This window comes from Wolbachia endosymbiont (group A) of Cephus spinipes (assembly GCF_964026895.1).
GTDB classification, from domain to species: domain Bacteria; phylum Pseudomonadota; class Alphaproteobacteria; order Rickettsiales; family Anaplasmataceae; genus Wolbachia; species Wolbachia pipientis.
Genome location: NZ_OZ034713.1, coordinates 1086645 through 1099342 on the forward strand (window position 1 = coordinate 1086645; position 12698 = coordinate 1099342).

General features: G+C 34.0%; 11 protein-coding genes and 1 pseudogene. 9 read left to right on the forward strand and 3 right to left on the reverse strand.

Going from position 1 to position 12698, the window contains the following annotated elements:
* Positions 1-74: 74 nt before the first annotated feature.
* The 7 genes and pseudogenes from AAGD59_RS05175 to AAGD59_RS05200 all read left to right on the forward strand — a co-directional run bounded on the left by AAGD59_RS05175 (position 75) and on the right by AAGD59_RS05200 (position 5226).
* Positions 75-998 (forward strand): hypothetical protein, encoded by a 924-nt coding sequence (locus tag AAGD59_RS05175; protein ID WP_012673225.1) that lies wholly within the window; start codon positions 75-77, stop codon positions 996-998.
* Positions 999-1049: 51 nt separating this feature from the next.
* Positions 1050-1379 (forward strand): helix-turn-helix domain-containing protein, encoded by a 330-nt coding sequence (locus AAGD59_RS05180; RefSeq protein ID WP_007549995.1) that lies wholly within the window; start codon positions 1050-1052, stop codon positions 1377-1379.
* Positions 1380-1401: 22 nt separating this feature from the next.
* Entirely contained in the window at positions 1402-1776 is a 375-nt protein-coding gene (locus AAGD59_RS05185; RefSeq protein ID WP_265027852.1) for a helix-turn-helix domain-containing protein, read from the forward strand.
* 474 nt (positions 1777-2250) lie between these two features.
* Positions 2251-3597 carry an IS110 family transposase gene (locus AAGD59_RS05190; RefSeq protein ID WP_341812900.1) on the forward strand — a complete coding sequence of 449 codons (1347 nt, stop codon included), beginning with the start codon at positions 2251-2253 and terminating at the stop codon, positions 3595-3597.
* Between the two features lie 84 nt (positions 3598-3681).
* Positions 3682-3813 carry an ankyrin repeat domain-containing protein gene (locus AAGD59_RS05195; protein ID WP_007551899.1) on the forward strand — a complete coding sequence of 44 codons (132 nt, stop codon included), beginning with the start codon at positions 3682-3684 and terminating at the stop codon, positions 3811-3813.
* A gap of 9 nt (positions 3814-3822) precedes the next feature.
* On the forward strand, positions 3823-4044 hold the full coding sequence (locus AAGD59_RS07010; RefSeq protein ID WP_353278965.1) for an ankyrin repeat domain-containing protein: 222 nt from the start codon (positions 3823-3825) through the stop codon (positions 4042-4044).
* 83 nt (positions 4045-4127) lie between these two features.
* A pseudogene (locus tag AAGD59_RS05200) lies at positions 4128-5226 on the forward strand (IS3 family transposase).
* Between the two features lie 267 nt (positions 5227-5493).
* Here AAGD59_RS05200 and tnpA read toward each other — a convergent pair.
* The 3 genes from tnpA to AAGD59_RS05215 all read right to left on the reverse strand — a co-directional run bounded on the left by tnpA (position 5494) and on the right by AAGD59_RS05215 (position 10032).
* Complete coding sequence (gene tnpA, locus AAGD59_RS05205) at positions 5494-5928, reverse strand: IS200/IS605-like element ISW1 family transposase (protein WP_265027853.1); 435 nt, start codon at positions 5926-5928, stop codon at positions 5494-5496.
* A gap of 532 nt (positions 5929-6460) precedes the next feature.
* Positions 6461-8551: a PD-(D/E)XK nuclease domain-containing protein gene (locus AAGD59_RS05210; RefSeq protein ID WP_265027762.1), complete on the reverse strand. Its 2091-nt coding sequence runs from the start codon at positions 8549-8551 to the stop codon at positions 6461-6463.
* Between the two features lie 8 nt (positions 8552-8559).
* Positions 8560-10032, reverse strand: a complete 1473-nt coding sequence (locus tag AAGD59_RS05215; protein ID WP_341812901.1) for a hypothetical protein — start codon at positions 10030-10032, stop codon at positions 8560-8562.
* Between the two features lie 409 nt (positions 10033-10441).
* On the opposite strand from AAGD59_RS05215, the gene AAGD59_RS05220 reads away from it, so the two are divergent.
* Together AAGD59_RS05220 and AAGD59_RS05225 are read left to right on the forward strand one after the other, a co-directional pair.
* On the forward strand, positions 10442-11341 hold the full coding sequence (locus tag AAGD59_RS05220; protein WP_265027763.1) for a DMT family transporter: 900 nt from the start codon (positions 10442-10444) through the stop codon (positions 11339-11341).
* Positions 11342-11388: 47 nt separating this feature from the next.
* Positions 11389-12696, forward strand: coding sequence for a UDP-glucose dehydrogenase family protein (locus AAGD59_RS05225; RefSeq protein ID WP_264374470.1), 1308 nt, complete (start codon positions 11389-11391; stop codon positions 12694-12696).
* Positions 12697-12698 lie beyond the last annotated feature (2 nt).

The window sequence follows — 12698 nt, forward strand, 5'->3', positions numbered from 1 at the left end:
TAGAAAAACACATCCTATAAAAATTATTTCAGTTTCAACAAAAATGGGGTATCGTAATCGTAAAATTGAAAAAAATGGATATCCTATCTTACTCTACTGAAAAGCTGAAAAAGCATTGTCAGCTACTTGATGATGAAGAAAAAATAGTTCTATATGAGCAGCTGCTAGACAAGGCTAAAGATATACTTGAAAACTCAAGAGATGATATTGCAAAGTTGAAAGAGGTAAGCAAAGCAGTTGTAGCAATAGAGGAAACTACCGATAAGCAGTTACTAGAAAAGTTTAATGATGATCACCCGCTAAGAGAAGTGGACATTTTAATCTACTCTCCTCAAGGAAATACTGAATATCTATTCAGCATAGATAACTCATCAGAGCTTTATGATTTAAAAGAAGATAAAGAAAAAGCTCTTTATAATGCAGTAAAGTTAAATGATGTTGAGCTTGTAAAAAAGCTGCTAATGATCCTTTCACCTACAGAAGTAAGTAATTTTGACACGAAATACTTGGAAGAATTGAAAATATTGCTGTCAGGAATTCACAAAGAATTGCAATTATCACAAGATATGAAAAATTATCTTGAGAAGACGATAAAGTTCTATAGTTTTTTATGTAGTAATTTTAACTTACTAGTTACAAATCCTACTGACGTAAAAGCCATAATTGATCTATTTGCTGCTCAACCAAATATTGATTACCAAATAGATAAGCTTCTACTTTCTTTTATTGTAAGAGATGTTGAGGAAAAAAAGCTAAACTCTGAAATTAGTCATATGATAGAACTTCTTGAGCAACACGAAAGATTTGCTGAGCTCGAATACAAGGTTAGAAGATTAAGATCAGAGTTTGCAAGTGGCAAAAGCAGATACTCGGCTGAAGTAATACGAAATAGCATTGCAGAACGAGAAAAAGAGATGAGGGAAATTGAGAAAAAATACGTAAGGCCAAACGATTTAATTAGCGAGAGGCAGAAATTATTAAAGCAATTACTTTGCTAGCTTTTTTTCCACTTCATAAAATTTGTTGTAAATTTGAATAAGAGGTGAAAAGTGCAATTAGGTAAAAAAATAAAACAACTTAGGTTAGATCGTGCTTTGACACAGACCGAATTGGGAAAGAGAATAGGTGTTTCGTATAGACAGATACAAAAGTACGAAAATGGTTCAAATTGTGTTTTGGCCAGTAGATTATATGATTTAGCAAAAGCACTATCGATAGATGTTGCTAACTTTTTTACTGATATGCACACTGACTCACATGAAGCTTATGATGAAGAAATACTAAAGTTAGTCAAAGGATATAACGAAATTAAGAGCAAAAGGTTACGTAGTGCAGTTTATATATTGGTAAAATCTTTTTCTCAAAGTGATAATACATAGTTAATATTACCTGATACGTAAAATGACTATACAACATCCTATCGATAAACAAATAGGTGAAAGAATAAGGAAAAGAAGGCTAATGTGTGGTTTTAGTCAAAGAGACTTAGGAAAAAAGCTTGAAATTTCATTTCAGCATGTACAAGGATATGAAAGCGGAGAGATTAGGCTTTTAGTTGATAGGTTATATAAATTAGCAGAAGTACTATCGGTTGATATGTCGTATTTTTTTACCAAAGCCTCTGAAGACTTACATGATAAGGCCTTCCATAGCGATGTAGGCAGCGAAGAAATATCAAGGCTAGTGAGGGAATATAGAAAAATTGAGGATGAAACTCTGCGTGACATTGTTCATTTAGTGATTAAGGCTCTTGCTAATACAGGCTTTAAAGCATAAATTCTCTCCTTGAGTCGTTGAAGAAAACTTAAACTTTCATTTTCTTCATCATTTTGCTTTTCTTTCACTTTGATGCGTGTAGTTATACCCTACACAAAGTATAATGTTTTAAAAATCAAAACCTGCACCATAAAATATTGAGATTTAGAATATTAACTTATAAAGTCTTTTCGGCAGTTTTAGCGAGGGTTTATTAGCAAGGATGTTGGAGGTTAGCATCGGACAGATATAAAACCTGTCAAACCAGAAAGAAACTCCTATTTTCTACTTTTTTGAATATAATTTTACGGAGAAGCGCTTCTGCAGTTATAGCCGAATAGGCAATGGTGCCTTAGTGCCCGTAGGTTAGCATGGTTTTGGAAGGAACGATCAAACCACTGATGGAGTCTTTGAGACTACCTCGATTAGAAGAGCGTATAATTCAACCGTTCCAAGCTGAAGTGCTTTTCAACTATTATATGATGGAGGTTAGAAATGGCAAAAACAAAAAGTAAATTAGAGGTAATGAACCCTGATGCGGCAGGAATAGATATTGGTTCATCTGTGCATTATGTATGTGTACCAGAAGGAAGAGATAAACAGAATATACAAAAATTCTGCTGCTTCACAGAAGATCTTTATAACTTAGCAAAGTGGTTAAAGAGGTGCAAAGTTACTACAATAGCCATGGAATCAACAGGAGTGTATTGGATCCCTTTGTTTCAAGTACTTGAATCATATGGATTTGAAGTAAAATTAGTAAACGCAAAATATGTTAAGAATGTGCCTGGAAGAAAATCTGATGTTCAGGATTGCCAGTGGTTACAACAACTGCATAGCTATGGACTGCTTCAAGGGTCATTTAGACCAGATAATCAAATTTGTGTATTACGCAGCTACACTAGACAAAGAGATAACCTAATAAAAAGTGCAGCAGCACACATTCAACGTATGCAAAAAGCGTTAATTCAAATGAACATTCAATTGCATAAGGTGATAAGCGATATAACAGGAGTTACTGGCATACAAATTATTAAAGCAATACTTGAAGGTGAAAGAAATCCAGAAAAATTAGCTGAATTAAGAGATGGACGAATAAAAAATGATAAATCTACCATTGCAAAAGCATTAGCAGGAGACTATAGAGAGGAACACCTGTTTACACTAAAACAAGAGTTTGAGCTATACAATATTTATCAGGAAAAAATAGCAGAATGTGATAGAAGTATTGAAGGATATTATAAAACATTTGAGACAAAGTCAGGTGGGAACAAGCTATGTAATAAAATAAAGCGTAAGTCTACAAAACATGGGCCAAACTTTGCTATACACGAAGAACTGCATAGAATTACAGGTAGGGATTTCACAAAAGTTCCAGGACTTGATGTAGTAACCATACAAACAATAATTTCAGAAACTGGCATAAACCCTAATAGATGGCGGACAGAAAAACACTTTTCATCGTGGTTAGGGCTCAGCCCTGCCAATAAAATTACAGGAGAAAAAGTGTTTAGCACAAGAACGCGTAAAGTCATTAATCGTGCTGCAAATGCATTTCGAATAGCTGCTCACTGTGTATCAAGAAGCAACAGCGGAATAGGTGCGTACTGTAGAAGAATAAAGAGACGACTAGGTGCACCAAAAGCAATCACGGCTACCGCAAGAAAACTAGCATGCATTTTTTATAGTATGCTAAAGTATGGGCAAGAGTATGTTGAAAAAGGAATGAACTATTATGAAACACGTTACAAAGAGAGAGTTAAAAAAAACTTGATCAAAAAAGCACAGGAATTTGGCTACATCTTAGTTCAAAAAGATGAACTGGTTGAGGGAGTTTCTTAGAAGCAATGACTATATCTGAAGGTGTAATACAGCGTATAAGGCATAATGATAAGAACGCGATAGGGGGATGATTTTTTGGTCAAGGTGGCTGTGCACCATCCAGCTAAGTTTGATAGCTTAGAAGTAACAAAATTTTTAGTAAATAATAAAGGTGTAAGTTTTAACGCTAAAACTAATGACGAAAACAAGCCTATTCATATTGCAGCTGATTTTTGAAATATCGATATTGTAAAATTTTCTCTTAATAAGGGAGTAGAAGTTGGTACAAAAGGTAAAAACAATTGGACTCCTTTGCATTATGCTACCAATAAAGGATATCTAGGAATTGTAAAGCTTCTAATAGAAAAGCAACAACAAGAATCATTTATTAATAATTCTAATATTAATAATTCTAAAACTACAGATCAGTCTACTATGCTGCCAAGGAAGGCCATTTACCATCTGTAGAATTTCTCATAGAATATAATGCACCCCATAAACTAGACCAAAAAAAATGGTTGATCCGAGTAGGAAAGTAAAGGGGTAAAAGTATGGCAACAAAAAAATATGAACCAGAGTTAAAAGCAAAGATAGCTTTGGAAGCAATAAAAAATCAAAGAAGCACAGCTGAGATATGTAGTGAATATAAAATACCATCAACAAATCTATATGATTGGCGTGATAGAGTATTGGCAAGGTTAAAAGACCTATTTGTTGAAGAAAGTGAAAGTGCGAGAAAACAAAGAATCTTAGCGCAAGAAATAGAAAGTTTACATAAAGTAATAGGAGAATTGACAGTGGAAAATAGTTATTTGAAAAAAAAATTACTGAAATAAGCAAAAAAGATAGAGTAAGATTTATAGAAAAAGATTCTGATCTGTCAATTAGGAAACAGGCTGATTTACTGGGGATTTGCAGATCTAGCCTATATTATAGGCCTATAATTAATAACGAAAGTGAAATTTGATTCAAGAAGTATATTTGGCTTCTGATTGCCGTTATGGATATCGTAAAATTACTGCTGAGATCATAGCGAGTGGGGTAGTAGTCAATCACAAAAAAATCTTAAGAATTATGAAAAAAATGAAGATTAGTGGGCTGTATTGTAGAAAAAGATGTAATACAAGTATTAAAGAAAAAAAGCATAAAATATATCCTTATTTACTCAAAGATTTGATTATTTGTAGAGTTAATCAGGTATGGGCTACTGATATAACATATATTATGGTAGAAGGTAAGTTTGTCTATTTTGTGGCAATAATGGACTTGTATAGTCGCTATATTATTGCTCATTCATTATCACCATATCTCGATGCTGGATTTTGCCTTTATACTCTCAAAGAAGCTCTAAAACAAGGTAAACCTGAGATTTTTAATAGTGATCAAGGGGTGCAGTTTACTAGCTACAACTTTATTATGGGTGCTAATATTAAAATCAGTATGGACCATAAAGGACGTTGCTTCGACAATATATTTGTTGAGCGCTTATGGAGAACTTTAAAGCAAGAAGCTATATATTATTATAGACCAAATAGTATCAGAGATTTGAATCTTATAATAAACGATTTTGTTGCTTGGTATAACTATAGAAGGCGACATCAGACTCTACATTATAAAGTTCCTGCTGATCTCTATTATCATAAACAGTAAATGAATATATTCATAAATACTTTAAATATGTGTCGACGTATTTATCAACATATTCATTTTAAAAATCGGATCACTTTGAAAAAAATGGTCTAGACAAATGGGTGCATTATAATGTATAACAATGTTACAAAAAATAATATCATAGAATTCAGTAGGATAATTCCTAGAAAACCCCTACATACTAAAAAAAGCAAAATGCTGTTAAAATGAGCTTAAGATTCAACCACTATGGATTAAAATCCAAAGATTGAGAGAGAGCATAGAATGCTAACTTTTGACTTGAAAGTCACCAAATTTATCTTCTTTTTTAGAGTGATTTTCAATATAATTTTTTATCATTTCGTCAGTTACATTTCCGCTAGTCCTGACAAAGTAGCCTACTGCCCACAAGTGTTTTCCCCAGTATCTCTTTTTTAGCTCTGGAAAGTTTTGCTGGATTTTTCTGGAACTTTTTCCTTTTATTAACTGCACTAACTTACTAATACTTAAGTATGGGGGTACAGAAACGTATACATGTACATGACTTGACGCAACTCTACCTCTGATAATTTCTACTTGATTATTTGCACATACTTCTTGTACAACTTCTTTAGCTTTCTGTCCAATATCTCCAACTAGTACTGGGTATCGATATTTTGTTATCCACACTATGTGATATGTACATTCATATACAGAGTGACTGCTTTTTCTATAATATTCCACATTCTTTCAGATTTTTCACCTTAAAATTATATTCTTAAAAGGATGGACTTCAAGTCCAGGGTTTTTCTCCCAAATTTGGGACAATAAATAGCAAACATCTAACATAACAATTCTATTTGTAAATCAGGTGAGGCTTATCCTATAGAAAGCTTTCGAACTACGCAAGCGTATCTTTTGCCTTTAGTATTTCTTTATTGTTTAAGATAACTGTCTGAGCTCCTCTGCCTTAGCATTATATCTCCACTTTCTGCAAGTTATTCCATTAAGTAGTAAAAATATTAGACTTGCCGCAAAACTAAGAAAAAAAGACCAAAGATAGAGCAGATTGAACTTACAGTAAAAATAGAACAAAAAAACTCCAACAATAAATTATACAAACTTCATCAGGTTAACTTTAACTTAAGAAAACATAAATCAAATTTTCTTGCTCAAAGACCTTGCTTTTTCTCCAACCTTACTCAAACGTACTCTAGCTTAATGCATAATTTTACCCATAAACAACCTTATCTTTGGTACTTTTATTAGTTACAAGTCATCTAGAAAACCCAGATGCTCTACGAAGCCCACCAATCAATATCAGATCCTGCTCTTGTCCTACAGCATTTAATATAGCGTATAACAAAACCATCGCATCTCCCCCAGTAATACGCTTGCATCCTCCACAAAATTCGTATTCACTTAACTGTCGATTTGCCTCCACCCTTTTTCGTTCAACTTGTTCTGCGGTGTTAGCATACTTCAACTCTATTCCAATTGGATGAGTATCATCATTTTCCGCAGATTTTGATAATACTAGGTCTATTTTCCTTCCTCTCTGTAGCTGGAACTCAATAATTACCTTGGCAGGATTATCGCAACTTTGAAATATCCCACGCAACAAAGCCTGAAATTTAGCTTCATTGTTCACGAGTAGACGGGTTCCATTTAATAACGGAGACAACAGACGAGAAATCTCATTAAATAAAACTTCATACCTAGCCCTGTACTCACCATTAACATTACCATCATTACCAAAATTAGGCTCAGCACTCATCAACTGATCTGCAAGTTGATGTAAATTCCTAACATTACCCATTTGTTCTGAAAACCTTCCCTCGAAATAACCTTCACTATGAGAACATGAGTAAGCACGTAGTGATTCGAATTTCTTTGCAGAAGCCACTTCCAGATGACCCTGGACATCTACTTCACAAAGTACTTGACGCACCTTAGCATCATCTGTGGCTTGAGGCAGTAACGACAGGTTCAATGCCTTGTCTGGTAAAGTCTGCCACTTTAAACGACGAAAAATGTGAAGCACAACAAAACCAATATTTGATAAAAATAGAGCTAAAGTTAACGCATGGCTTACAATATCTGCTGCATCTCCCCTACCACCTGTACGTTTCATTTTCTCTCCCTGAGAGTGGTTAAATAGATACTTGGTAACCCTTACCTCCCGCCCATCATTTGTTTCTAAGTCCCTCCTTGTAGATAAAACATTTCCAAAAACAAACGATGACGTACAGGAAAAAGTGTTACAATGAGGCGATTGAGTGAACTCTGATGCTATGGGTTGTAAAAAACGTTTTACATTTCCCCTAACTCCATTTCCATGAGGATGTAGTAAACCCGGTATTAAGGAAAGACCACCTTCTGAAAAGGCCTGCACAGAAGTTCGGAGACCAGCACCTCCACGTAATTGAAAATTTAACGCTACACAAACAGCACTTGGTGATGAGGTATGAATAGGCAAAGACGAAACAGAACAACTTTTAGCATAATCTTTAGCTTGCTCTAATCCTTCCTCATCACCAACCTTCAACTCAATTATAATTGGAACCGAATCATTTGTCTGATCAACACCACGAACAAGCAAAACAACATCTGCATAACCTTTTCCTATAAGTAGCTCTGGGTAGAAATCAGCCACAGCTCGGTATCTAAAATTTACTAAAAACCCACACAGAAAACCGTGGTAATCAGACTCTGCACGAAACACTAAGCTATCTTCATGTTCATCATGGATATCAATAACATATTCCAAAATTCTTTTAACATTAGTACGCACTTCTCCTGTATCATCATTTGCCAACTCACTCATCAGGTCTAACAATTCACCTTGTTCTCTGATTGGGTTAATTTCATGAAAAATTGGAGCTCCAGGTTCATCACGTTGAGGAAATCTATCTATTTCATGAATAAACCTACATTCTTCTCCAAACCGAAATATTTTATACTCTTCCCAATCCAGATCCTCATCTTCCTGTAATTCTTGTGGAAGATTCTCTTCTACCTGCTGCTTCTCTTCTGCACTAAACCTTGACCCAGGGCTGTTCTCATTATCAGCAACAGTATAACACCTGACTATTCTTCTATTTTCTTTATTAGTGAGAACAGCAACTTTTAGATTTCCATAATTGTCAAAACGAAAATAGACTCTTTCATCTTCAACTAATATACCTGCATCATGTGCAGTAGAAAACATACCAAAAAAGAATGTAGGAAAAAAGCCAGGCTTATTAGCCGAATGCAAAAAAGATGGACAGTTGTTTAAAAAACCTACAAATTGTCTACTAAACTCATCACAACCTCCACTTAATAAAGCCCTAACTAATTCACGATCTTCATTATTACCATGCATAAATACTCCTATTTGTTAACAACTGCAGCAGGCGAAATACTAACATTAGTACCCACTAACGTAGATTGAGGACCTTCAGTGCTAGCAGAGAATAAATTCAAATTTCTCGCTGACTTACACAACTCTTCTATTAAATTGCAGGAGCTAGTTGCATCTATCATCTTAGAATTCCTTGTTTTATCTAAACTATTTGCTATCCTCTCTTTTAATGATTTAAAGCTTTTGTCTGAACAACAATCTTTAGCAAACTTTAAAATACTCAAGACCAAATCAACTTTTTCACCATCGCCAGCACTTTGAGTATCCTTGCTCTTCTCCTGATCTACAATCAAATTTGAAATTGCATTTTCCATTGCAACAAAAGCAATCCTATCTTTAAAAGGATCGACAACATTTATTTTATTTTGGTTAAATACACTAGATTCCCAAAGACTGCTAATAGCTGACCTTGCTTCATTCCTGTTATCCAAGTCATAATCTTTAGAAACTACAACAAATGAAAGCGATGAGAGAAGATGTGCATATCCTCTAGGTGAAAGCATTTTCTCTACTTCAGATCTTGAACATCCCTCGCTCAAGTACTGGATAACATACTTAGTTGTGCAAAGAAAACCGTGCTCTACTAAGTAACTAAGAGGACGATAGATCACACCCCTATCTTTCTTATTCGGTAGCCCAAGTAGTGACTTATGATCTACTTTTGCGCTTATGACTTTACCTAGAAGGGAACTTAAGGTAGAAGCAAGTTTATAGCTAGATTGCAATGGAGATAATTTTGCAATAGCAGAAACTAGCAATTTTTCTCTCTCTTCTTTCACTAATTTTTCTTCAGAACACAGACGATTATAGAAGTGTTCCACTCCCTTACTCCACTTGAAATCTACAGCCTTATTAAATCCATCTTCTGCTTCTATATTTTCTCTAAGGTTACCTGATTCTTGATCAATCCAGAAATTGAAAACAGGATCACGTCTTCCCATGGAACTTAACAATTCAACTCTTGCAAGCTTATCACTGCAAGCTAAATTCCTATCTTCCTCACATGCACCTTTATGAGATAAGTCAGATCTAAAAGACTCTAACGCCTTGTCAAATAATTGCTTAATTTCACTCTCTACACACTCAATACATGCTATTTTATATATAGCAAATGGATTCAACACACCTGATTTAGCTAATTCTCCTACCAATTTAGCAACATCTAGTGTCGCACCTGACCAACAAGATTCATCACGAAACGCATTACATAAGAGGTCCGATTGCTCAACGGTTAGACCCTCTACTGTTACAGGGTGAGCCTTGACCCATTCCTCAATAGCTGAAGTTCTATCACCTTTAACAACATCCTTCAGCTTACTTATTACTTTGCTAGAGATAATCTCTTTATTTTTTTTAGGATCAGAACTGAGACGAGATCTTTTGCTTGGGCCTGCATTACCCTTCAAATCTTCCGTTCCACGTTTAGTTTTACTTTTTGGCATCTAATTACCTCAAAATCAAATATTCAATGAAGGTATTATACAAGCATTAGAATAATATATAAATCGAAAAATTAGTGTGCACCTAAATTTAAGCAGTAATTATAGACCTGCTGCAAAAGAGGAGATATTTAAAGAGAGATGTAGCAAGAGGGAATGAGCTTAAATTATCAAATCAACGTTATTCTACTTTACCTCACTAGCATTTTCCTTACCTTGAGCCTTACTATTACTCACAAATATAAACGTTCGTTACATAGCTCTTAATATGTCTAAAGAGACGAAATTTCCCGAATTATTTATAATGAACCCTTACGATCACATTCTGGGGACGTACATCAGAAAACTTTTATATTATTAGTTTTGTAGTAAAATTATATGAGTACATCGTATCTATTAAATCAGAAGCTTTATGGATTACAGATTGAGAGCTTATTTGTTTGGGGTTATCTGGTTTATACTTAGCTTACTTAGTAGTGTAGCTAATGATACTATATCAAAATATCTAAGTTTACATCTTCAGAGTTTTGAAATAATTTTTTTCCGCTTTCTGTTTACCACTATTACCCTTGTACCTTTTATGTTTTACTATGGAATAGAAACTTTTAAAACAAGTCAAATATCTACTCAAATAACCAGGGGTGGGTTGTTGTTTTGTGGAATGACCTTATGGACTTACGGGTTGGCTGTTTTCCCCATAGTAACTGCAACGATTATAAGTTTTTCTATACCATTATTTGTTATACTTCTTGCAATCCCTTTGCTAAACGAAAATATAATTTGGCAAAGATGGATAGTAACTGTTATTGGCTTTGTTGGTATTGCTATTACTACCAAAGCTCATAGTGAAGATTTTAATCCTAAAATTCTTATTTTTATTGTATCTGCATTAATCTTTGCTATATTAGACATACTTAATAAGAAACTTGTAATAAAAGAGTCAGTAATAAGTATGTTATTTTATTCAGCTCTAACGACAACTATTTTTTCTACTCCACCTTTGTTATTTTATTGGCATATGCCTTCCTTGTTGGAGTTAGTATTACTGCTGATTTTAGGAATAAGTTCAAACCTAATTCTGTTCTTCATGTTAAAAGCTTTTGCTCTTACTGATGCTACTGCACTTGCACCGTATAGATACATAGAGCTAATAATTTCTGCAATAGTAACATACGTTATATTTAATGAATTACCTGATAAAAGTGCTTTATATGGTACTTTGATATTAATACCATCAACCTTATTTATAGCTTATTCGGAAGGTAAGGCAATTAAGAAAAATAATGTAACAACAAAAGTTTATAATTGTTAATGGTATTTATTTTAGATGCTAAGCTATATTTTTAAGGTGATAATAAAATGCACATAACTATTATAGGAGTAGGGTATGTAGGATTAGTATCTGGTACAATGTTATCTGAGCAGGGCCATAAAGTTGATTGCATTGACATAAATACTGAGAAGATTGAACTTTTGAAATCAGGGAAAATTCCTCTATATGAACCTGGATTAGCAGATTATTTAGAGAATAATATAAAGTCACAAAGGATAAGATTTTTCGATTCGTATTTTCAAATAAATCCCAATACAGAAGTAGTATTTATAACTGTAGATACTCCATCAGACTCCCTAGGAAATGCAAATTTAAAGAATGTATATAATGCAGTAAGTGAAGTTTCTGAGAGAGTTAATCAAGATTGCTTAATAGTGATAAAGTCAACTGTTCCTCCTGGTACTGCAGAAAATATACATAATTATTTATCTAATAAGGGCTATAACTTTGATTTAGGAGTTAATCCAGAGTTTCTCAAGCAAGGCTCTGCAGTATCAGATTTTTTATACCCAGATAGGATAATAATAGGAGTAAAAACTAAGCTAGCTAGGGCAAAACTAGAAGTTATATATAGATCATTTATAGATAAGAATATTCCGTTAATAGTCACTGATACAGTTACTGCTGAAATGATTAAATATGCTTCTAATGCTTTTCTAGCAACAAAGGTTGCTTTTATCAATGAGATGGCAGGTTTATGTGAGCTATTAGGAGCAGACATTGACCTTTTAGCTAACAGTATGGGAATGGACCATAGAATAGGTAAGGAGTTTCTCAAAGCTGGTCCAGGATTTGGAGGATCATGTTTTCCTAAGGATTTGTCAGCTTTATTAAGGCTTGCTGAAGACCACAATGTTAAGCTACAAATTTTAAATTCAGTTAAAGAATCTAACTATAATCATATAACAAACATTGCTAAAAAGGTAGAATATGTATTAAATGGAGTCCAAAATAAAAAAATAGCAATATGGGGGCTAACTTTTAAGTCTGGTACTGATGATGTAAGAAATAGCCCAGCTATAGATATTGCACAATTGTTAGTGAATAACAAGGCTAAAATTACTGCATATGACCCAATGGGGATGGATAATGCTAGGCAAGTTCTAAAGGATATAGAATACGCGGACAATGCTATAGGGGCTGCAAGGGACGCGGAAGCCTTGTTATTGTTAACGGAGTGGAAAGAATTTAAAAATCAAGATTTTGCAAGTTTAAAGAGTATTATGGCTGCACCTAATGTTTTTGATTTCCGTAATTTATTAGATAGCGAGCTATTACTAAGATATGGTTACCATGTTTATTCCTTGGGTAAAAAATCTATCTACAAAGTTTAACT

Bases quoted from the DNA above. Each gene is read 5' to 3' on its own strand.
- AAGD59_RS05175 (WP_012673225.1), top strand. From the start codon at position 75: ATGGATATCCTATCTTACTCTACTGAAAAGCTGAAAAAGCATTGTCAG.
- AAGD59_RS05185 (WP_265027852.1), top strand. From the start codon at position 1,402: ATGACTATACAACATCCTATCGATAAACAAATAGGTGAAAGAATAAGG.
- AAGD59_RS05190 (WP_341812900.1), top strand. From the start codon at position 2,251: ATGGCAAAAACAAAAAGTAAATTAGAGGTAATGAACCCTGATGCGGCA.
- AAGD59_RS05210 (WP_265027762.1), bottom strand. From the start codon at position 8,551: ATGCATGGTAATAATGAAGATCGTGAATTAGTTAGGGCTTTATTAAGT.
- AAGD59_RS05215 (WP_341812901.1), bottom strand. From the start codon at position 10,032: ATGCCAAAAAGTAAAACTAAACGTGGAACGGAAGATTTGAAGGGTAAT.
- AAGD59_RS05220 (WP_265027763.1), top strand. From the start codon at position 10,442: ATGGATTACAGATTGAGAGCTTATTTGTTTGGGGTTATCTGGTTTATA.
- AAGD59_RS05225 (WP_264374470.1), top strand. From the start codon at position 11,389: ATGCACATAACTATTATAGGAGTAGGGTATGTAGGATTAGTATCTGGT.